The organism is Actinomycetospora straminea, assembly GCF_028737255.1.
GTDB lineage: Bacteria > Actinomycetota > Actinomycetes > Mycobacteriales > Pseudonocardiaceae > Actinomycetospora > Actinomycetospora straminea.
In genome coordinates this window covers 1-20570 of record NZ_JAQZAN010000037.1, presented here as the reverse complement: position 1 = coordinate 20570, position 20570 = coordinate 1, and the positions used below count along the sequence as shown (strand labels likewise).

The window sequence follows — 20570 nt, the reverse complement described above, 5'->3', positions numbered from 1 at the left end:
GGACCCACCCACCGAACCCGACCCACCCGGCGCTTCGACGACCGCCGCGTGCCGTTCCCCCCGGCGGCCGTCGCCGCCTACCGCGACGCCGGGCTGTGGGGCACGCGCACCCTCGCCGACGAGTTCCGGGCGGCCGCGGCACGCCACCCCGACCGCGACGCCGTCGTGGCCGCGGAGGGCCGGCTGACCTACGCCGAGCTCGACGCCGCCACCGACCGCATCGGCGCGGGCCTCGCCGGCCTCGGGCTCGTGCCCGGCGACCCGGTGCTCGTGCAGGTCACCAACCGGCTCGAGACCGTGCTCGCCTGGTACGCGCTGCTCAAGGCCGGGCTCGTGCCGGTCGCGACGCTCGCCGCGCACCGGGGCCACGAGATCGCGCACATCAGCCGGGCGGTGGGGGCGCGGGCGCACCTCGTGGAGCACGGCACGCGGGGGACCGACCTCGTCGCGTTCGCCGTCGAGCAGGCCGAGGGGCACCCGACGCTCGCCCACGTCCTCGTGCTCGGGGCGCCGGCCGACGCGGAGCTGCCGGCCCACGCCGTGCGCCTCGAGGACCTCGGCGTCGACCTCGACGCGGCGACGGCCCGGGCCCGGGTGGCGGCGATCCAGGAGGGCATCGACCCCGACGACGTCGCGGTCTTCCAGCTCTCCGGCGGCACCACCGGGGTGCCGAAGCTGATCCCGCGCCAGCACGCCGAGTACTGGTACAACGCCCGCGCCTACGCCGACGCCCTCGGCTGGACCGCCGACGACCGCGTCGGGCACCTCATCCCGGTCGTCCACAACGCCGGCATCTCGTGCGGGGTGCACGCGGCGGCGACCGTCGGGGCGTGCCTGGTGCTCACCGGCCACGACCTCGACACCGCGCTGCCGCTGCTCGCGGCCGAGCGCACGACGTCGGTGCTGTTCGGGCACGTGCACTACCGCGCGCCCGAGCACCCGGCCTACCCCGCGCTCGCGCAGCACCTGCGCATCGTCGTGCTGTCGGGCGCCAAGGTCTCCGAGGAGCTGTTCGCCGCGGTCGCCGCGGACGGCGCGTGGGTCGGCCAGCTGTTCGGGATGGCCGAGGGGCTCTTCCTCGTCACCCCGCGGGACGGGTCGGCCGAGCTGCGGCGCACCACCGTCGGCGTGCCGATCTCGCCGGCCGACGAGGTGGTGGTGCTCGCGCCGGGCACCGAGGACGAGGTCCCCGACGGCGAGGTCGGCGAGCTCTGCGCCCGCGGCCCGTACACGCTGCGCGGCTATTACGCCGCCGAGGACCGCAATGCCGAGGCCTTCACCTCCACCGGCGCCTACCGCACCGGCGACCTCGCGGCGATCCGCGTGATCGACGGGCACCGGGCGGTGTCGATCGAGGGCCGGATCAAGGACCTCATCAACCGCGGCGGCGAGAAGATCAACGCCGAGGAGGTCGAGCTGCTCCTGCTCGCGCACCCGCACGTCGTCGAGGCGGCGCTGGTCGCGATGCCGGACCCGCGGCTCGGCGAGCGGGGGTGCGCGTACCTCGTCACCGACGGGGTGCCGGTGACGCTCGAGGACGTCCGCGCGCACCTGCGCGGGCTCGAGGTGGCGACGTTCAAGTGGCCCGAGCGGGTCGAGTCCGTCGCCGCCCTGGCGCGCACCCGCGTCGGGAAGCTCGACAAGAAGGCGATGGCGGCGGAGATCGCCGAGAAGCTGCGAGGAGAGGGCGCCCTGTGAGCCACCACCGGATCGGGCTGGTCGTACCCAGCTCCAACGTCACCGTCGAGACCGAGATCCCGGCGCTGCTCGCGCGGCACCGCGACGCGACGTTCTCGTTCCACGGCAGCCGGATGCGCATGCACACGGTCTCGCCCGAGGAGCTCGCCGCGATGAACGACCAGCGCGGCCGCTGTGTCGACGAGCTCGCCGACGCCCGGGTCGACGCGCTGCTCTACGCGTGCCTCGTCGCGATCATGGCGCAGGGCCCGGGGGAGCACCGCCGCGTCGAGTCCGCCGTCGCCGACCAGCTGCACGGCCGCGACGTCGAGGCCGCGCTGCTCTCCAGCGCCGGTGCGCTGGTCGACGCGCTCGCGGCCCTGGGGGCGCGCCGGATCGCGCTGGTCACGCCGTACGTGCGGCCGCTGGCCGAGCGCGTCGTGGGCTACCTCGAGGCCGAGGAGCTCGAGGTCGCCGACTGGGTCGCGCTCGAGGTCGCCGACAACGCCGAGGTCGGCTGCATCCCCGGCGACCGCGTCATGGCCGCCGCCCGGGGCCTCGACCTCACCGGGGTCGACGCGCTCGTCATCTCGGCGTGCGTGCAGATGCCGTCGCTGTCGCTCGTCGAGCGCGCGGAGCAGGAGCTCGGTCTGCCCGTGCTCTCCGCCGCCACCGCCGGCGCCTTCTGCCTGCTGCGCGCGCTCGGCCTCGCGCCCGAGCTCCCCGACGCCGGGTCCCTCCTGCGCGCCGGCGTCACCACCGCCACCGCCACCGCCCTCCACCCCTGAGGAGCCCCCGTGACCACCGCCGCGCCCGGCTCCGTGCCCACCGCCGTGCCCACCATCCCCCGGACCCCGACGAGCGTCCTGCTGCTCTGCCTGGCGTGCATGACCCTCGAGGGCTACGACGTCATCGCCTACGGCGCGGCCCTGCCGTTCCTGCTGGCGGACCGCGCGTGGGCCCTCACCGTCGCCCAGGCCGGCGTGCTGGGCAGCCTCACCCCGATCGGCATGCTCGTCGGCGCCGTCACGGTCGGCCTGCTGACCGACCGGCTGGGGCGCCGGCGGCTGATCCTCGTCAGCACGACGGTCTTCTCCCTCGCGATGATCCTGTGCGGGGTCGCGCCGGGCGTGACGCTGTTCGCCGTCGGGCGCCTGCTCGTCGGGCTCGGGGTGGGCGGCGTCCTGCCGTCGATCGCGGCCCTGGTCTACGAGTACTCGGCGCCCGGGCGCCACCACCTCAACACCGCGCTGGCCTTCGCCGGCGTCGGTGTCGGGGGCCTGCTCGCGGCGGTCGTGGCCGCCGTGTGGGGGCCCGACCTGGGCTTCCGCGTGGTGTTCCTCGTCGGGGGCCTCGCGGCCCTGGTGGTGCTGCCCGCCGCGGTGCGCTTCCTGCCGGAGTCGCTCGTGCACCTGCGCAGCCGCGGGCAGCTCGACGCGGCGCGCCGGTGGGTCGACCGCCTCGGGCTGCCGCCCGCCCTCGCGACCGCCGACGACCGCGCCACCGCGACCGGTGACGCCGGCCGCGGCCGGCTCGCCGTCCTGTTCGGCCGCGGGCACGCGACGCAGACCCTGCTGTTCTGCCTGGCGACGTTCGCGTCGCTGCTCGTCCTGTTCGGGCTCTACACGTGGCTGCCGCAGCTGATGCGGTCGGCGGGCTACGAGGTCGGGTCGGCGCTGACGTTCCTCGTGGTGCTCAACGTCGGGACGGCCGTGGGTCCGCTGCTGGTGGGCCGGATCGCCGACCGGGTCGGGTCGCGGCCGGCGACCGTCGGCTCGTTCCTCCTGGCCGTGGTCGGGATCGCCGCCCTCAGCCAGCCGCTGCCCGCCCTCGTGCTCTACGTCGCGGTGGTGCTCGCGGGCGTGGGCACCGTCGGCACCCAGATCCTCATCAACGTGTTCATCGCGAGCCGCTACCCGGTGCACGCCCGGGCCACAGCGATCGGCACGGCGCTCTCGGTCGGACGCCTGGGCGGCATCCTCGGCCCGGTCTACGGCGGGCTGCTGCTCGCCGCGGAGCTGCCGATCTCCGTGCTCTTCTACGCCTTCGCCGGCCCCGCTCTCCTCGGCGCCGTCGCGATCCTCCTCGTCCCGCGCCGCACGAGGACCACCGGACCGGAGCGTGTCGCCGCGGACGCGACCGCCGCGTGAGACCGCCGCCGCCGTATCGTCGCCGGCCATGAGCGCGACCGGACCCGCGGCCCAGGGCCGGGCGTCGACCCGCCGCGAGCTGGTGGAGTCGCAGATCTACGAGCAGGCGACGCGGCTCTTCGCCGAGCGCGGCTTCGCGGGCACGAGCCTGCAGGACATCGCCGACGCGATGGGCATGACCCGCCCGGCGCTCTACTACTACGTCCGGAACAAGGACGAGCTCCTCGCCCGGCTGGTCACCGAGATCACCGAGGGCCCGGCGGACATGGTCGAGGAGATCGCCGCGCAGGATCTCGACGCCACCGCGAAGATCCGCCGGCTGGTGCGCCACCTCGCAGCGCGCCAGGCCGGTCACGCGGCGCGGTTCCGGCTGGTCATCCGCTCCGAGTCCGAGCTGCCGGGGGACCTCGCGCACGCCCACGAGGTCGCGAAGCGCCGGGTGCTCGACGGCGTCGTGCGCGTCGTCGACCAGGGCGTGCGCAGCGGGGAGTTCCGGCCCGGCGACGTGCGCACCACCGCACTCGCGCTGATCGGCATGTGCAACTGGATCGCCTGGTGGTTCCACCCCGGCGGCGCGCGCACGGTCGACGAGGTCGCCGAGCACATGGCCGACATGGCGGTGGCGCTCGTCGCGCAGACCGCCGACCGCCGCCCGGCGAGCCCGCGGCCCGACGACCCCGCCGCCGCGGTCGCCCTGCTGCGCCAGGACCTCGACTACCTCGAGCACGTCCTCGGCACCTCGTCGCCACCGTCAAAAGATTGACAGGGGTGTCGACGGCGGCGTACCGTCGACGCCATGACGGACGCACCGCTCGAGCACAAGGTGCGCGGCGTGGACCACGCGGCGTTCCCCACCTTCGACCCGGCCGCCACGGTGCGCTTCTACCGTGACGTCCTCGGCTTCCCGGTCGTGCACTCGATCTGTGCCGCCGGCTGGGGCCCGGAGAACCACCCGGACTTCATCCACTTCTTCTTCGACATCGGCAACGACGACCGGATCGCGTTCTTCTACTACTTCGGCCTCGAGCGCCAGCACGACGAGGCCCGCGGCGACGTCTACGCCGGCTTCGGGCCCGAGGTGCCGGAGTTCTTCGTCCGGTCTCGCCACCTGGCCATCCACGTCGACGGCGAGGACGACCTGCTGGAGTACCGCCGGCGCCTCGACGCCTCGACGTGGCCGGTGGAGATGCAGATCCAGCACGAGACCATCGAGTCGATCTACACCCACGACCCGAACGGCTACATGGTCGAGTTCACCCGCGCGATGCGTCCGGTGACGCCGCAGGAGGACCTCGACGCCAACCTCACGATCGACGCGCTGCTCGACGTCGTCGGCGAGCCCGAGCCGACGTTCGGCAAGCTGCTCGCGCGCAAGGCCGAGCTCATCGTCGAGCGCGCGGCCGACTGGGAGCTCGCCCAGGAGCGCACGCGCCAGCAGGAGCAGGAGCCGGCGCAGGGGGTGACGTCGTGACCGCCCTCTACGTCCTCGACGTCCCGGAGAACACCACCGTCGCCAAGGTCGCAGCGGAAGACCCGGAGGTCACCGTCGGCCGGGTCGGGCCCTACTTCGAGATCACCGCCGACGGCCCGATCGTCGTCGACCGGCGCGCGACGGGCTGCCGGCACGCGGTCTGGTACTCGTGCATCGCCGGGGTCGCGGGCGGGCGCATCGCCCAGCACGACAAGGACGCGCTGCGCGTCGAGCCCGCATGAGCGCGCCGACGGCGACCGAGGGGCTCGGTGCCGGGCGCTACGTGGCGGCCGACGAGCGCCCGGCCGCCACGACCACGAGCGTCCACGAGCTGACGACGTCCGACGGCGCGACGGTGCGCGGGGTGCTCGCGACGGTGCCGGGCGCGCGCACGGTGGTGTGCCTGATGCACCCGCGCCAGGACCTCACCCACCACGCGCTGGTGCCGCACCTGCTGCGCGCCGGCGCGGCGGTGTGGACGCAGCACACCCGCTCGGTGAACAACGACCTGACGCTCGTGCACGAGCAGGCGCTGCTCGACGTCGCGGCGGGCATGGTGTTCCTGCGCGAGCGGGGGTTCGACGCGATCGTCCCGCTGGGGCATTCCGGGGGCGGCACGCTCTTCGCGTTCTACCTCGAGCAGGCCGGCCTCGCGCCGGACGACCGGCTCGCCACCACCCCGGCGGGGCGGCCCACGAAGCTCGCCGCCGCGAGCATGCCGACCGCCGACGGCGTCGTGTTCCTCGCCCCGCACCCGGGCCAGGGCCGGCTGCTGCTGGGCTGCATCGACCCGTCGGTGGCCGACGAGCGCGACCCCCTGTCCGTCGTGGGAGAGCTCGACCCGTTCCGGAGCGAGAACGGGTTCGTCGAGCCGCCGCGCAGCTCGTCGTACGCGCCGGCGTTCCTCGAGCGCTACCGCGCCGCGCAGCGCGACCGCGTCGCACGCATCGACGCCGTCGCGCGTGAGCACGTCGCCCGCGCCGCCGAGGCCCGCGCCGCCCACCAGGCCTCCGGCGACCCGGCTGACCGGCGCCGCGCGCTCGCCCCGCACGTCATCACCGTGTTCCGCACCGACGCCGACCCGCGCACGGTCGACCTCTCGCTCGACCCCAGCGAGCGGCCCTACGGCTCGCTGTTCGGCGCGCGGCCCGACCTCATCAACTACGGCCAGGTCGGGTTCGGGCGGCTCACGACGCCCGAGGCCTGGCTCTCGACGTGGTCGGGGCTCTCGACGAACGCCGACTTCGTCCGCTGCGCGCCGGGCGTCACCGCGCCGACCCTGTTCGTCGAGCTCACCGGCGACCAGGCGGCGTTCCCGTCGGACACCCGCGCCATGGTGGGCGCGCTCGGCGCCGCGGACCGCACCCACGTCGCCGTGCGCGGGACCCACTTCGGCGGCGCCATCGCCGCGGGCGAGCCGACGGGCAACGAGCTGGCCGCGGAGCAGGTCGCGGCGTGGCTGCGCGAGCGCCACGAGCTGGCGCCGCCGCGGGGCTGACCGGGCTCAGTCGTCCCGTCCGGGGTCGTCGCGCAGCGACTGCAGCGCCTGGGTGAACCGCACCGCGGCGCCCTCGACGTCGTCGCTGCGCCGACCGACGGCCGCGTGCCCGGCGAGGGCGGCGAGCTGCACGAGGGCGGCGAGCTCGTCGACGACCTCGTGGGTCTCGTCCCGCGCCGGGACGTCGCCGGTCAGCAGCGCCCTCAGCTCGGCGGCCGCGGCGCGGACCCGCTTGACGGCGGGACCGCCACCGTCGTCCGGCGGTCGGTCCTGCGATCGGCTCGACGGTCGGCTCTCCGCAGGGAGGCGTAGAGCAGCGGTCCCACCACGCCGGCCATCAGCCGTGTGGTGGCGCGCGATCCCGTGGTCCCCTGTCGCATCCATGATCCTCCCGCTCGACGGGCGATCGCGGGCTGGACAGGTCAACCGGCGTCCGGGGTCGTGTACCCGGACCTCGGCGAGGTGACGCGTCGGGCGTCAGCGCGCTCCGGTGGAGGCGCCCGACCTGCGCTCGCGCACCCGGGCCGCGATCGTCGCGTCCCGGTGGGCGTGCCGCTGACGGCGGCCCCGGACACACGACCGCCCCGGCGCGTGGCGCGCGCCGGGGCGGGTCGGGTGTCCTCCGGGGACGAGGGTCAGCGCCGGGGCGTGCCCCCGGGCGGGGTGCCGGGCGAGACGGGCTCGGTCGCGCCGGGGGAGGCGTCACCGGGACCGTAAGGGTCGCCGGGACGGGTGGCCGGGCCGGCGGTGCCGGGCTGGCCGGCCTGCGTCGGCGCGGCGCCCGGGGCGCCCGCGTAGGGGTCGTGGCCCGGGACCGGGGTGCCGTTGGGCGGCGTCGGGGCACCGGCCGGGGCGCCCTGGCCGCCCTGCAGCCCGCTCGGGGCGTGCGCCCGGGCGTCGGCCTCGGCCCGCTGGCGGCCGACCGCCATGTCCTGGCGGACCTGGTCGGACTGCTGCTGGGCGCGGCGGTAGCCGGAGTTGATGAGGTCTGCGGCCGCGTCGCGCCCACCGAGACCGAAGGCCAGCGCCGAGCCGAGCGCGACCGCGCCGATGAGGGCGATGTAGGTGGCGGTGACGATGGTCTCCGCGATACCGAGCTGGTTGAGGATCATGAAGACGGCGATCGCCATGACCAGCGTGGGCGCGGCGCTGCGGGCGACGCGGCCGGTCGGGGTGTCGCCCATCGTGCGGTGCACCAGCCCGCCGACGGCGGCGGCGATCGCGGCGGCGACGAGGAAGATCAGCACCGCGGCGAGCACGTTCGGCAGGTACGACAGGACCAGGTTCACGAACCCGGTGACGGCCGGGATGTTCAGCGTCCCGACGGCGGAGACGATGACGAAGACGAGCAGGACCCACTGCACGACCAGCCCGACGAGCTTCGAGGGGCTGCCGTCGGGGGAGAAGCGGGCGACGTACTCGCCGCCGCGGCCGTGGGTCAGGCGCTCGTCGAGGCGCACGCGGCGCAGCAGCTTGGTGATCCCGGCCCGGATGAGGCGGGCGATGATGTAGCCGATGAGCAGGACCAGCAGGGCCCCGATGACGTTCGGCACGTAGTTCAGCAGGGTGGTGAACGCGTTCTGCAGGCTCTGCAGCACGTTGAACCCACCCCCGCTCGGCGGTGCAGGGCTCATGGTCCGTCTCCTCGTCCGGTCGGCGTCGGTGCCGACTCACTCCGTGGTGCGCGGCCCTGGTGCCCGATCGGTGACGGGCGGAACCGCCTCATCACCCGATCGGGCCTCGCGGCGGCCGCCGGGTCGAGCTCCACATCCGGATCGGTGATTCCGCCGGCGACGCTCCGGGTACCAGCGGCGCCTGCCGACCGGAGGGACGTCCGCCGTGGGACTCGTCGCCCGACTGTTGTCCGCCGTGCTCGTCGTCCGCACGGTGCTGCACGCACCCGACGACGCCCCGGCGCGGACCCGGCCCCGCGCCCGCCCGCGCCCCGCGGTGGAGGACGCGACACCGGGCGTGCCCGGGGGGCGGGCCACCTCGCCGCAGCAGGTGCCGGCGCGCGGCTGGTGGCAGATCGTCCGCCGCGCCTTCGGGGAGAGCAGCGCCGACAACGTGAGCATGCTCGCGGGCGGCGTCGCGTTCTTCGGGTTCCTGGCGATCATCCCGGCGCTCATCGCCCTGGTGTCGCTCTACGGCCTGGTGGCCGACCCGGCGCAGGTGGCGGCCACCATCGAGAGCCTGTCGCAGGCGCTGCCCGCCAGCGCCCAGAGCCTCGTCACCGACCAGATCGGCGCGGTCGTCAACGCCGGGACCGGCAGCCTGACCACCGGCCTGGTCATCTCGATCCTCGCCGCCCTGTTCAGCGCCTCGAGCGGGACGCAGAACCTCATGGCCGCGATCAACATCGCCTACGACGAGACCGAGGGCCGCGGCGCGGTGAAGCTGCGCGCCATCGCGCTCCTGCTGACGCTCGGCGCGATCGTGTTCGTCGTCGTCGCGGTCGCCCTCGTGGCCGTGGCGCCGGTGCTGCTCGACGCCCTCGGCACGGCCGGGCGCATCCTCGCGCAGGTCGTGCGCTGGGTGCTGCTGGTGCTGCTGGTCGTCGTCGGCCTCGCCGTGGCCTACCGGGTCGCGCCCGACCGCGACGCGCCCCGCTTCCGCTGGGTGACGCCGGGCTCGCTGTTCGCGACCGTGCTGTGGGTCGTCGGGAGCATCGCCTTCAGCTTCTACGTCGACAACTTCGGCAGCTACAACAAGACCTACGGGGCGCTCGCCGGCATCGTCGTCTTCCTGCTGTGGCTCTACCTGACGGCGTACATCGTGCTGCTCGGCGCCGAGATCAACTCCGAGGCGGAGTACCAGACCGAGCAGGACACGACCACGGGCCCGCCGCAGCCGATGGGCACGCGGGGAGCGGCGAAGGCCGACGACGCGGTGGACGCCTGACGGTCGTCGCCGCGCCTCAGCGACGCGGTCGCCGCCGTGTTCGCCGCCCTGCCCGCCCGCCCGGGCGGGCGCCCGGCACCGGTCGTGCCGGGGTGCGGCCGGCGTGGACGCGGCGGCGCGCACGGATCCGGTCGTCGTCGCGGCGGCGGGGGCGGCGCCGCGACCCGACCCCGGCGATCGTGGTGAGCACGGCGGTGCGCGCGGTCCACCAGCCCCGGCTGACCCACCACCCGGCGCCGACGGTGCGCCACAGCAGGCCGGCGAGCAGGGCGGGCACGTGACGGCCGGTGCGCCGGGTCAGGACGCGGCGGCGGGAGACGTGACGGCTGGGCATGCGGGACCCCTGGGGTGGCACGGGTGACGCGGGCGGCTCGGGTGACACGGGTGACGCGGGCGGCACGGGTGGCGCTGACCTGGGCACTGCCTACCTCTCCGGGCTCTCCGAGCCCCTGACGACACGCGGCACCGGACGGGTCACGAGGCCCGCGCCGGCAGCACGCAGAACTCGTTGCCCTCGGGGTCGGCGAGCACGATCCACGGGTGGTCGGGCGCCTCGTCGAGCACCCGCGCCCCGAGGCCGACGAGCCGCTCGACCTCGGCACGCTGGTCGCCGGGGGCGGCGACGTCGAGGTGCAGCCGGTTCTTGCCCGCCGTCGGCGCCGCGACGGCCTGGAACAGCAGCACGACGTCGCCGACGAGGCCGACCTCGACGTACGCGGTGCCGTGGGCGTCGTGCCACCGGCGCACGACCGACGACCCGAGCACCCCGCACCAGAACCACGCGAGCACCTCGGGATCGCGGGCGTCCACGGCCACGGCGATCGGCTGGGCACGGCGAGGTGTCATGGCGCGGCCAGGTTAGCCGGGGCCGGTCGGGGCGAGGCGCCCGGCGGGCCCGCGGGATGAGCGGCGTCACGTCCGGCCCGGCGGCGCGGTCGCCGACCCGGTGACGGCCCGTAACGCCCGGTTCGCGGGCGACGAGACACCGGCGACCAGGAGATCCGTCGGGGGAGACCAGCGATGACCCAGCAGTGGGCCGGCGCCTTCGCCGCCGCGACGAGCACCCCGCCCTCCTCCGCCACGACGGCCCCGACCTACCCCGTGCCGTCCTCGGCCAGCGCCGCCGAGCCGACCGCCGACCCCGCCGTACCGGTCGGCAGCTTCGGACAGGGCACCTACACCGTCGGCGCCGAGATCGCCCCCGGCCGCTACCGCACCCCCGGCGCGCCGCAGGGCAGCCTGTTCCCGTTCTGCGCCGCCTTCCGCCAGGAGGCCGACGGCACGCCCATCGGCATCCCGGAGACCACCAACGAGGGCCCCGCCTACGTCACGGTGCGCGCCAGCGACGGCCTCGTCCAGTTCAGCGGCGACTGCGTCTGGTCGCCCGCCTCCTAGGACCCGCTCAGCGGCGGCGGAACGACGGGTAGCCCGCGGCCGCCTCCGCCGCGCAGCGCGCGAGGTAGTCGCCGACCCCGTCGACGGTCGCCGGCCCGGTCCCGACCGCCTCGAGCGTCGCGCACCCCGCGGCGTCGAGGTCGCGGACCGCCCGGGCGATCCACGCGGCCTGGTGCTCGCGGACCGTCGTCATCACCGCGTGCCGCGAGGTGGGCGCGGGCGGCGCGGCGGTGGTGACGAGGTTCGGGAAGCCCGGCGCCGCGAGGCCCAGCAGCGACGCCGACGGATCGAGCGCACGCCCGTCCCGTCCGCGCACGTCGATCGCGCCCAGCGCGGGCGCTCCGGCGTCGGGCTCCTCGGCCAGCACGAGCACGTCCAGGTCGTGGACGGCCCCGGACGCGAGCACCACACCCTCGGGGCGTACGGCCGCGATCGGGTCCCGGCGCAGGTCGACGACGTCGACGTCCGGGCGCGCGCACGCCTCGAGGTAGCCGTCGTCGAGGGCCACCGGGCCGGTCGCGACGCCGTGGTCGGCGGGCACGAGCGCGTCGACGAGCCGCGGGTCGCCGAGCCGGGCGACCATCGCGTCGCGGACCACCGCGGTCACCTCCGCGTCCACCGCGGGGTCGGTGCCCAGCCCGGTGAGGCCGTCGAGCCACAGGCGCCGCGAGCCGTCGCGCCGCAGGTCCTCGAGCAGCGCCCGCCGCTCGGCCGGCTCGAGGTCGGCGGGGCGGTGCCGGGGTTCGTAGCGGTCGCCGGTCGTGGTGGTCGGCAGCGTCGTGCGCAGCTCGGTGAACCGCGCCCGGTAGGCGTCGCGCTCGGCCCAGCCGTAGACCGGGTTCGACCGCGCGACCACCCACACCGGCGCGCACGAGAGGACGGTCAGGTGCGCGGTGTCGCGGGCGATCCACGGCACGAGCTGCACGCCGGCGGTGCCCGGGCCCACGACGCCGACCCGCCGCCCGGCGAGGTCGTGGCGTCCCTCCGGCCAGTCCGAGGTGCGCAGGACGGTGCCGGCGAAGTCGTCGGTGGCGAGGTCCGCGGCCGGGCCGGGGAGCAGGCCGGTGCACGCGACGACGAACCGCGTGTCGATCGCCTCGCCGCGGTCGGTGCGCACGGTCCAGCGCCCGCGGGCGTCGTCGAGGTGGGCGCTCACGACGCGGGTGCGCAGCGCCAGGTCGCGGCGCAGGTCGAGCCGGTCGGCGACGAAGCGCAGCCAGCGCTGCACCTCGTAGCCCGCCGGGTAGCGCTCGCTCCAGCCCCAGTCGCGGTAGAGCTCCTCGCAGAACGAGAACTGGTAGGCGGGGCCCTCGGTGTCGAGGTGCGAGCCGGGATGGCCGTGCCACCACCAGACGCCGCCGACGTCCCCGGCCGCGTCGTAGGCCCGCACGCGCAGGCCCTCGGCGCGCAGCAGGTGCAGCGCGGCGAGCCCACCGACGCCCGCCCCGATCACGAGGACGTCGAGCTCACGGTCGACCATGCCCCTCCCTCGGCGAGCGCGTGATCAGGGATTCTGCGCGTGCGGCAGCTGGTCGTCGATCGAGGCCGTCGTGTCCACCGGCAGGTGCGGCACGGGCGGCGGGGTGTCCGGACGCATGCGGGCGACGAAGGCGTCGAACGCGGCGAGCTTCCCCGCGTCGTGGGCGCGGCCGCGGGCCTCGAGGCGCCGCCACAGCGTCGACGGGTCGCACGACACCCAGATGAGGTGCACGGGCTCGCCTCCGAGCTCCTCGACCCATCCCCGCCACCGCGCCGGGTCGCGGATCTGGCCGGTGAACGGCGCGCACAGCACCACCGGGCACCCCCGCGCGCGGACCTCCCGGGCCACCGCGGTCATGCCCGCGTACTCGTGGGCCTTGACGTGCTCGTCGTACCAGGGGCCCTCGCGCTCGTCGTCCGGGCGCCCGGCGGCCGCGAGCGTCGCCGCGACGAAGTCGCCGTACATCGTGTCCTTGTCGAGCAGAGCCGGGGGCGGCGTGAGCAGCTCGATCAGCCGGTCGGCGACCGTGCTCTTCCCCGCTCCCGGAGCGCCCGCGACGACGTACACCTCGGCCAGCACCGGCACACCGTCGCACGAGGCGACGCGCGGGGCCCGGCTGCGCCAGGATCGACCCCGACACGACGTCCCTCCACCCGCCCGGGGGCCCGCCATGCGCTACGACGACGACGCCCAGCTCGACGCGTCCGAGGTCACCGACCAGCGGGGCCAGGGCGGCGGCGGGCCGTCGTACGGGGGTGGCGGCAGCGGGCTCGCCGGCGGGCTGCTGCCGATGCTGATCTCCCTGCTCTTCCGGGGGCGCAGCGGCAAGGTCAGCTGGGTCCTCATCGTCGTCGTGGTCGTCGGGTTCCTCGCCGTGTCGTTCCTGGGCGGGGGCGGCACGTCGGCGCCGGTGGCGGGCGGCTTCGGGGAGCCCGGCGGGCCGCCGGTGGCCGGGACGTCGGAGCTGGCGAGCGAGTGCCGCACCGGCGCGGACGCCAACACCAACCCCGACTGCGCGATCGTCGCGGACATCAACTCGATCCAGGCGTACTGGGCGGGCGGCGGCTACGGCCAGATCGCGCGGGTCACCCGCGGGGCGGCGCCGACCTACCAGCGCTCCGACACGGTCTTCTTCTCCGGGCGGGTGAACACCCGCTGCGGCAGCGCCGACTCCAGCGCCGGGCCGTTCTACTGCCCGGCCGACGACCTCGTCTACATCGACCTCACGTTCTACGACCAGCTGCGCCAGCAGTTCGGCGCCCAGGGCGGCGGGCTGACCAACGCCTACGTGCTCGCCCACGAGTACGGCCACCACGTGCAGGACCTGCTCGGCACCGAGGCCGCGGTCCGCACGCGCCAAGGCGCGAGCTCGGACGCCGTGCGCCTGGAGCTGCAGGCCGACTGCTACGCCGGGGTCTGGATGAACCACGCGACGACGCCCGCCGACGGGCGCCCGGCGCTGATCACCGACGTCACGCAGGCCGACCTCGACGGCGCGGTCGACGCCGCGCAGCGCATCGGCGACGACTACATCCAGGGGCGCCTCGGCGGCGGCACCGTCGACCCGGACTCGTTCACCCACGGCACGTCCGCGCAGCGCAAGAAGTGGCTGACCACGGGCTACACCACCGGCGACCCCACCCGCTGCAACACCTTCCGCACCAACGACCTGGGCTGATCTCCCCGGTCTCGCCCGATCGCGGACACGGTCGTCGCCCGGCGCGACGTCGCTCGTTCTCCGGGGTGACGGCGGGCACGGTGCGTGCGGGCGCGGGGGGAGTGGTCGGCGATGGGACACCACAGGAGGGCCCGGACCGGCAGGCGCCGCGACACCGGCCCCGCTCCCGACGGGTCGGCCGGGTCGCCCGGGTCGCACCGTGCCGACGCCCGGCCCCGTCCCGAGCCGGAGACGCCCGCGCCACTCGGCTCCTCGCCGCGGACGGGCGGGGTGAGCGGCCGCGACCTCGACCAGCTCGCCGACGCCGCCCGCGCGGCGCGGCGCACCGGGTGGCCGTTCGGGGTGGAGGTCCTCGCGACCGTGGACACCCGGGGCGTGCCGGCCGCTCCCGCGCCTCCGCCCCCGCGCGACGGCCGGCCCCGCCGCTACGCGACGCACCAGCCGACCACGCCGCTGGCGATCGTCGATCCGGGCGTCTCCCGCGGGACGGACCGGACCACCACCTGAGCGGGTGGTGCCTCCGGGCCCCGGCCGCTGTGACGATGTGCCGGTGACCACGGAGGAGTCGCCGGTGCGGGCCGAGGCGGGCCCGACGGCGCCGGCGGCCCCGGACGACGGCCCGCCGGCCTGGGTGCTGCGGCTGCTGAGCCTGACGACCTACATCGGCATCGTCGGGTTCGTCGTCGCCGAGGTCGTGCAGCTCGCCCGGTACGGGACCGCGGGCCTGCTCCCCGCGACACTGGACAACGCGCTGGCGTGGGTCGTCGGCGTCAACGCGATCATCGTCGGCTCCGGGCACCTCGTCATGCCCGACCCGATCGCGGACTCCATCGGCTGGCCGCGCGGGAGCCCGTTCCAGTGGGAGGTCGGGCTCGCCGGCGTGCTGATCGGCGTGCTCGGCGTGCTGGCGCCCGGGTTCGACCGCGGGTTCCAGCTCGCGACCGTCATCGCGTTCTCGATCTTCTACCTCGGCGCGGCCGTCGGGCACGTGGTGCAGCGGCTGCGGGCGCGCAACACGTCGCCGGGCAACACCGGGTTCATCTTCTGGTTCGACGTCGTCGCACCGCTGGTCGTCATCGGCCTCTACGTCGCGACCTGAGGCAGCGACCGCCGCAGCGCCGCCAGCTCGGGCGCGAAGGTGCCGTCGCCGGGGGACGACCCGCCCTCGGGCGCCGTCCCGCCGTGCTCGACCGTCCCGGCCAGCGCGCCGAGCTCGGCGGTGAGGGCGTCGGCGCGCGTGACGGGCAGCAGCGCCGACTCGCCGCGGTCCACCGCCCAGCACGCCGCGAGGACCCGGTGCGCGAGGTGGCGGGCGGCGTCGAGCGCGGGCCACCAGACCGTCGTGTCCGCGATCCGTCCGAGCGGCGCGGCCTCGGCGGCACCGTGCGCGTCGGCGAGCGCGAGGAGGTGTCGGGCGAGGTCCCGGCGCGCGTCGCGGGCCGGCAGCGAGGTGGTGCTGCCGGCGGCGAGGTGGGGCACGACGCGGGCGGCGTCCCGCAGGCTCGCGGCCACGAGCGTCGCCGGCGGCGGCCGGTCGGTCCCCGGCGCGACCAGCAGGAACACGACCACCCCGAGCGCGCAGCCGACGGCGGTGTCGACGCCGCGGGCGAGCAGCAGCGCCCCGAGGTCGGCGGGGTGCCCGGCGCTCCCGATCGTCAGGGCGAGCGGGGTGACCACGACGACCCCGAGCCCGTAGTTGCGGGGCATCGTCGGCTGGACGGCGCCCTGGAGCACCGCGATGACCAGCACCAGCGCGATCCCCGACGGCCGCGTCGCGAGCACGGCGGCGGCGACCACCAGCCCGAGCCACGTCCCGACCAGGCGCAGCGCCGCGCGCTCGAGGGTCCCGGTCCAGCCGAGTCCCTGGCACAGGACGAGCACGGCGGCCGCGACCGCCCAGTAGGCGTGGTCGAGCCCGGCGAGCGCCCCGACCGCGCCGGCGGCGAGCGCGGCGATCCCCACCCGCAGCAGCACCGCCCGCCACGGCGACCCGGGGGCGAGCAGCTCGCGCAGCACCCGGCCCGCGCCCGGGCCGCCGAGCGGGACCACGCCGCGGGCGAGGGGGCGGACCGGCGGCGGGTCGGCGACGGACGCCGCGAGCGCGGCGAGGCGGTCGCCGGCGTCCGGGGCGGGGGAGCGGCCCTCGTCCTGGTCGCGCATCGCCTCGCCCATGAGGGCGTGCAGGTCGAGGGCGAGCGCGCGCAGGCGGTCGAGGGGACCGTCGGGTCGCGTGGCCGGGGCCTGCTGAGCGACCAGGGCGACCCAGCACGCGTGCATCGCCCGCGCCGCCGCGTCGCGCGCCGCGGGGTAGTGCGCGGTGCCGACGGCGGCCTGCAGGGCGCCGACGGCGCGCACCGCGGCGCGCAGCGTGTCCTGCTCGGGACGTCGTGGGCCGGCGAGGACGCCGGCCAGGTGCAGGACCCACGCGAACGCCCCGCCCGCGAGCACCAGCAGGCCGAGGGTCACGGGTCCGCCGACCGTGCCGGGCACCGCGGTGCCGGTGGCCCCGGCCAGCACGAACAGGTAGGCGCCGGGCGGGCCGGTGTCGAACGCCCGGCAGAGCGCGGTGGCGACGACGGCGACCGCGGCGACCACCGGCACCGCCAGCCACACCGACGACGCGGACAGCGCGCCGAGGGTCACCACCGCGGCCATCGCGACCGCGACGACACCGAGCTCCCGCGCCCGGTAACCGAAGGGCCGGCCGTTGCCGTAGAGCGCGGTGAACGCGCCGATGCTCGCGATCAGCCCGGCGGCGACGTCCCCGGCGAGCCACCCGGCGAGCACGGCGCCACCCGCGCACACGCCCGCGCGCACGGCGTCCCACCAGTCGGGGCGGCCGTGGTCCAGCCGGACGAGGTCCCGGGCGAAGGCCCGCCAGGAGGTCGTCGCCGCGGCCACGGCGTCAGGTTCCCCCCGGGACGGGCGGGTCGTCGAGGAAGTCGGCGGTGGGGACGAACCAGAGGTTGCCGGTGATCGCGGTGGAGAAGTCGAGGATGCGGTCGTGGTGGCCCTCGGGGGTCCCGACGAACATGTTGTGCAGCATCTGCTCGATCACCGCGGGCTCGCGGGTGTAGCTGACGAAGTAGGTCCCGAACTCGCCGGTGCCGACGTGCCCGAACGGCATGTTGAACCGCAGGATCTGCCGCTCGGTGCCGTGCTCGTCGGAGATGACGTTCAGGGCGACGTGGGAGTTCGGGGGCTTGCGGTCGTCGGGCAGCTCGACGTCCCCGAGCTTCGTGCGCCCGATCGCGCGCTCCTGCTCCTCGGTCGACAGCGCGTCCCAGCCGTCGAGGTCGTGCAGGTACTTCTGCGTGACGGCGTAGCTCCCGCCGGCGAAGCGCGGGTCCTCGTCGCCGACGAGCACCGCGGCGCGGGCGGCGCCGCCCTCGGGGTTCTCGGTGCCGTCGACGAAGCCGAGCAGGTCGCGCTCGTCGAAGAACCGGAACCCGTGCACCTCGTCGACGACCCGCGCGTGCCGGCGCAGCCGCTGGGTGATCAGGTGCGCGAGCTCGAAGCACATGTCGAGGCGGTGCGCGCGCAGGTGGACGAGCAGGTCGCCGGGCGTCGCCGGGGCGTGGTGGGCGCCGTGCAGCTCGCGGAACGGGTGCAGGCCCTGCGGTCGCGGGCCGCCGAACAGCCGCTCCCACACCGCGGCGCCGACGCCGACCACGCAGGTCAGCTCGCCCTCGGGCAGGCGGAAGCCGACCGAGCGCCGCAGCCCGGCGACGTCGCCGAGCAGGTCGCGCACGCCGTCCTCGCCGCCCGGCTCCACGACCAGTGTCAGGAAGATCGAGGCCTCGGTGAGCGGTGTGAGCACCGCCTGGGGCTCGGGAGAGCTCGTGGGTGAACCCATGCGCCTCACCCTGCCCCAGCGCCGCCGGGTCGCCTAGATCGCGCGGCGATCATGCCGTGGGCCGCGTCAGCTCCCGGTCGTGGTCGCGAGCGCGTCGCGCAGGATGTCGAGCCCGAGGTGCAGGTCGTCGTCGGTGATCGTCAGCGGCGGCGCCAGGCGGATGACGCCGCCGAGCCCGGGCAGCTGGACGATGTTGACGTGCAGGCCGCGGCGCAGGCACTCGGCGGTCAGCTCGTGGTTGAGCGCGAGGTTCGGCGTCCGGCTGGCCTTGTCCGCGACGAGCTCGACACCCTGGAGCAGCCCGCGCCCGCGGACGTCGCCGACCTGCTCGTGGCGGTCGCGCAGCTCCCCGAGCCGCGCGCTCATGAGCTCGCCCAGCCCGCGGGCGCGCTCGGCGAGCCCGTCGCGCGTCACGACCCGCAGCACGGTGTGCGCGACCGACGCGGCGAGCGGGTCGGAGACGTGGGTCGTGTAGAAGAGGAAACCCCGTTCGTGGCAGAGCTGCTCGATCTCGGGCGACGTGACCACGGCGGCCACGGGAAGGCCCGCGCCGAGCGTCTTCGACAGCGTCAGCAGGTCGGGGGCGACGCCGTCGCGCTCGAAGGCGTACATCGTGCCGGTGCGCCCGACGCCGGTCTGGGCCTCGTCGAGGACGAGCAGCATGCCGCGCTCGTCGCACTTCGCGCGCAGCCTCGCGAGGTAGCCGCGCGGGAGCTCGATGATGCCGCCCGAGGAGAGGATCGGTTCCACGAGGCAGGCGGCGAGGCTGCCCGCGGACTGCCGGTCGACGAGCTCGAAGCCGAAGTCCAGCTCGGCCTCCCAGTCGTGGCTGCCGTCGGCGTGGCGGAACGGCGAGCGGTAGGCGTCGGGCGTCGGCAGCGCGAGGTTGCCGGGCACCGGCGGGCCGTAGCCGCGGCGCCCGGCGGAGAAGGTCGCGGCGCCCGCACCGTGCGTCATGCCGTGCCACGAGCGGTCGAACGACACGACCTCGTACCGGCCCGTCGCGAGCTTGGCCATCTTCAGCGCGGCCTCGTTGGACTCTGCGCCGGTGCTCACGAGCAGCACCTTCGACAGCGGCTCCGGCAACGTGTCGGCGAGGGCGGCGGCGAGGTCGAGCAGCGGCGGGCTGAGCATGCCGCTGTGCAGGTGGTCGAGCGTCGCGACGGCCTGCGTGACCGTGTCGACCACCTCGGGGTGGCTGTGCCCCAGCACGGAGCTCATCTGCCCGGAGGTGAAGTCGAGGAGCTCGGTGCCGTCGACGGTCACCACCCGCGAGCCGTGGGCCCGCGCGACGAGATCCGGGGCGAAGGGGACGCCGTAGCGGACGAGGTGCTCAGTGCGGTCGGACACGCCTCGAGGGTGGGCCGGGACTTGTCCTAGGTCAAGAGGTGCGTGCCTCGAGGATTCGGTCCCGGACCTCGCCGACCATCCGGATCGAGCCCTCGTCGAGGACGTTGCCGAACTCGACCACCTCGGTGCCCGGCGCGGCGCCCGCGGCGAGCCCGGGGTCCTCGCTGGGCACGACGAGCACGGCGAGGTCGGCCGGGACGTCCCCGTCGTGCGGCACGACGACGACGTCGGCGAGGCCGGCGGTGCGGAACCAGTCGCGGACCTGCTCGGCCTGGTGCGGCGTCGAGTAGCGCACGCCGACGCGCGCCCCGGCCGGCAGGTCGGCGACCCGCGCCAGCGTGCGGACGTGCGGTGCCACCACCACGGCGACGGTCTCGACGTCGCGCCGCGCGTGCTGGGCCCACCGGCGGACCTCGGCGAGGTGGAAGAAGGTGGTGACGACGAGGTCGCCGTCGGCGGTCGCCGTGTCCAGCTCGTCGATGAGGCTCGGGCGGACCTCGGTGTGCAGGCGGTCGCCGAGCTCCTTCGCGAAGGCCTGCGCGCGCTCGTGGTTGCACTCGACGAACACGGTCGAGACCTCCGTCGCGACGCGCTGGGCGAGGACGAAGGCGAGGTCACGGACCTGGTCGGGCGAGAGGCCGGAGCGCACCGCGTCGCGCACCCCGTCGACGAGGGTGCCGGGCGGGTCCGGGGCGTGCGCCGGACGCGGAGCCGGGGCCGTCACCGCCGTCCCGCCGCCGGCCCGGGTCTCGACGACGCCGAGCTCGCGCAGCGTCGCGTAGGCCCGGGACACGGTGTTGCGGTTGACTCCGAGACTGTCGGCGAGCCGGCGCACGGTCGGCAGGCGCTCGCCGGCGGGCAGCCCGCCGTCCTCGACCAGCGACCGGATCTGCTCCACGATCTGCCGGTACACGGGGGTGCCGGACGTCGTGTCGAGGTCCAGGTCGGGCACGACGTCAGCGTGCCATCGCCCGGGGGCGAGTTCGAGCGCGCGGATCCTCGGCGACGCGGCACACCAGGTCTCCGTGGTCGCGCCGAGGTGCCGGGGCGTCCTCGAGCTCAGGTGGGGATGCGGGGTCGTCCGCCGGGTCGGGGTCTTCGGTCGGGGTCGATG

At 75.8% G+C, this 20570-nt stretch carries 22 protein-coding genes; 12 read left to right on the top strand and 10 right to left on the bottom strand.

Annotated features, from left to right (window positions below; genetic code table 11):
• The first annotated feature begins 48 nt into the window (after nucleotides 1–48).
• Genes PH190_RS29840 through PH190_RS29810 form a run of 7 tightly spaced genes read left to right on the top strand, consistent with a single transcriptional unit; the run spans nucleotide 49 to nucleotide 6796 of the window.
• Nucleotides 49–1698, top strand: a complete 1650-nt coding sequence (locus PH190_RS29840) for a (2,3-dihydroxybenzoyl)adenylate synthase (RefSeq protein WP_274235180.1) — start codon at nucleotides 49–51, stop codon at nucleotides 1696–1698.
• Nucleotides 1695–2465, top strand: coding sequence for a maleate cis-trans isomerase family protein (locus tag PH190_RS29835; protein ID WP_274235179.1), 771 nt, complete (start codon nucleotides 1695–1697; stop codon nucleotides 2463–2465). Before PH190_RS29840 ends, PH190_RS29835 begins: the two co-directional genes overlap by 4 nt.
• Nucleotides 2466–2474: 9 nt before the next feature.
• Complete coding sequence (locus PH190_RS29830; protein WP_274235178.1) at nucleotides 2475–3827, top strand: MFS transporter; 1353 nt, start codon at nucleotides 2475–2477, stop codon at nucleotides 3825–3827.
• 28 nt (nucleotides 3828–3855) lie between these two features.
• A complete protein-coding gene (locus PH190_RS29825; RefSeq protein WP_274235177.1) occupies nucleotides 3856–4590 on the top strand; it encodes a TetR/AcrR family transcriptional regulator in 735 nt (244 codons plus the stop codon).
• A 33-nt stretch (nucleotides 4591–4623) separates the two neighbouring features.
• Nucleotides 4624–5298: a VOC family protein gene (locus PH190_RS29820; protein WP_274235176.1), complete on the top strand. Its 675-nt coding sequence runs from the start codon at nucleotides 4624–4626 to the stop codon at nucleotides 5296–5298.
• Entirely contained in the window at nucleotides 5295–5540 is a 246-nt protein-coding gene (locus PH190_RS29815) for a hypothetical protein (protein ID WP_274235175.1), read from the top strand. Before PH190_RS29820 ends, PH190_RS29815 begins: the two co-directional genes overlap by 4 nt.
• Nucleotides 5537–6796 (top strand): alpha/beta fold hydrolase, encoded by a 1260-nt coding sequence (locus PH190_RS29810; RefSeq protein ID WP_274235174.1) that lies wholly within the window; start codon nucleotides 5537–5539, stop codon nucleotides 6794–6796. Before PH190_RS29815 ends, PH190_RS29810 begins: the two co-directional genes overlap by 4 nt.
• A gap of 6 nt (nucleotides 6797–6802) precedes the next feature.
• Here the strand turns inward: PH190_RS29810 and PH190_RS29805 are convergent, their stop codons facing one another.
• Both PH190_RS29805 and PH190_RS29800 read right to left on the bottom strand, forming a co-directional pair.
• Entirely contained in the window at nucleotides 6803–7180 is a 378-nt protein-coding gene (locus PH190_RS29805; protein WP_274235173.1) for a hypothetical protein, read from the bottom strand.
• Nucleotides 7181–7431: 251 nt separating this feature from the next.
• A complete protein-coding gene (locus PH190_RS29800) occupies nucleotides 7432–8430 on the bottom strand; it encodes a mechanosensitive ion channel family protein (protein WP_274235172.1) in 999 nt (332 codons plus the stop codon).
• A 205-nt stretch (nucleotides 8431–8635) separates the two neighbouring features.
• Here PH190_RS29800 and PH190_RS29795 point away from each other — a divergent pair, with 205 nt between their 5' ends.
• Nucleotides 8636–9697, top strand: a complete 1062-nt coding sequence (locus PH190_RS29795; protein WP_274235171.1) for a YihY/virulence factor BrkB family protein — start codon at nucleotides 8636–8638, stop codon at nucleotides 9695–9697.
• Between the two features lie 16 nt (nucleotides 9698–9713).
• On the opposite strand, the gene PH190_RS29790 is transcribed toward PH190_RS29795, so the two are convergent.
• Together PH190_RS29790 and PH190_RS29785 are read right to left on the bottom strand one after the other, a co-directional pair.
• Nucleotides 9714–10031, bottom strand: coding sequence for a hypothetical protein (locus PH190_RS29790; protein WP_274235170.1), 318 nt, complete (start codon nucleotides 10029–10031; stop codon nucleotides 9714–9716).
• A 140-nt stretch (nucleotides 10032–10171) separates the two neighbouring features.
• The gene (locus PH190_RS29785) at nucleotides 10172–10543 is read right to left on the bottom strand and encodes a VOC family protein (RefSeq protein ID WP_274235169.1); all 372 of its coding nucleotides are present in this window, start codon (nucleotides 10541–10543) and stop codon (nucleotides 10172–10174) included.
• Between the two features lie 174 nt (nucleotides 10544–10717).
• Between PH190_RS29785 and PH190_RS29780 the strand changes: the two genes are divergently transcribed.
• Nucleotides 10718–11092, top strand: a complete 375-nt coding sequence (locus PH190_RS29780; protein WP_274235168.1) for a hypothetical protein — start codon at nucleotides 10718–10720, stop codon at nucleotides 11090–11092.
• A 7-nt stretch (nucleotides 11093–11099) separates the two neighbouring features.
• Here the strand turns inward: PH190_RS29780 and PH190_RS29775 are convergent, their stop codons facing one another.
• Together PH190_RS29775 and PH190_RS29770 are read right to left on the bottom strand one after the other, a co-directional pair.
• Entirely contained in the window at nucleotides 11100–12572 is a 1473-nt protein-coding gene (locus PH190_RS29775) for a flavin-containing monooxygenase (RefSeq protein WP_274235167.1), read from the bottom strand.
• A 24-nt stretch (nucleotides 12573–12596) separates the two neighbouring features.
• Entirely contained in the window at nucleotides 12597–13151 is a 555-nt protein-coding gene (locus PH190_RS29770) for a P-loop nucleotide/nucleoside kinase family protein (protein WP_274235166.1), read from the bottom strand.
• Between the two features lie 91 nt (nucleotides 13152–13242).
• Here PH190_RS29770 and ypfJ point away from each other — a divergent pair, with 91 nt between their 5' ends.
• The 3 genes from ypfJ to PH190_RS29755 all read left to right on the top strand — a co-directional run bounded on the left by ypfJ (nucleotide 13243) and on the right by PH190_RS29755 (nucleotide 15349).
• Nucleotides 13243–14250, top strand: a complete 1008-nt coding sequence (gene ypfJ / locus PH190_RS29765) for a KPN_02809 family neutral zinc metallopeptidase (protein WP_274235165.1) — start codon at nucleotides 13243–13245, stop codon at nucleotides 14248–14250.
• A 270-nt stretch (nucleotides 14251–14520) separates the two neighbouring features.
• Complete coding sequence (locus PH190_RS29760; protein WP_274235164.1) at nucleotides 14521–14757, top strand: hypothetical protein; 237 nt, start codon at nucleotides 14521–14523, stop codon at nucleotides 14755–14757.
• Between the two features lie 43 nt (nucleotides 14758–14800).
• The gene (locus tag PH190_RS29755; protein WP_274235163.1) at nucleotides 14801–15349 is read left to right on the top strand and encodes a DUF6790 family protein; all 549 of its coding nucleotides are present in this window, start codon (nucleotides 14801–14803) and stop codon (nucleotides 15347–15349) included.
• On the opposite strand, the gene PH190_RS29750 is transcribed toward PH190_RS29755, so the two are convergent.
• From PH190_RS29750 to PH190_RS29735, 4 genes are all read right to left on the bottom strand, one after another.
• Complete coding sequence (locus PH190_RS29750) at nucleotides 15334–17151, bottom strand: FUSC family protein (RefSeq protein WP_274235162.1); 1818 nt, start codon at nucleotides 17149–17151, stop codon at nucleotides 15334–15336. The genes PH190_RS29755 and PH190_RS29750 overlap by 16 nt on opposite strands.
• Nucleotides 17152–17155: 4 nt before the next feature.
• Nucleotides 17156–18106, bottom strand: coding sequence for a Dyp-type peroxidase (locus PH190_RS29745; RefSeq protein WP_274235161.1), 951 nt, complete (start codon nucleotides 18104–18106; stop codon nucleotides 17156–17158).
• A 66-nt stretch (nucleotides 18107–18172) separates the two neighbouring features.
• Entirely contained in the window at nucleotides 18173–19456 is a 1284-nt protein-coding gene (locus PH190_RS29740) for an aspartate aminotransferase family protein (protein WP_274235160.1), read from the bottom strand.
• Nucleotides 19457–19487: 31 nt separating this feature from the next.
• On the bottom strand, nucleotides 19488–20408 hold the full coding sequence (locus tag PH190_RS29735; RefSeq protein WP_274235159.1) for a GntR family transcriptional regulator: 921 nt from the start codon (nucleotides 20406–20408) through the stop codon (nucleotides 19488–19490).
• Nucleotides 20409–20570: the final 162 nt, after the last annotated feature.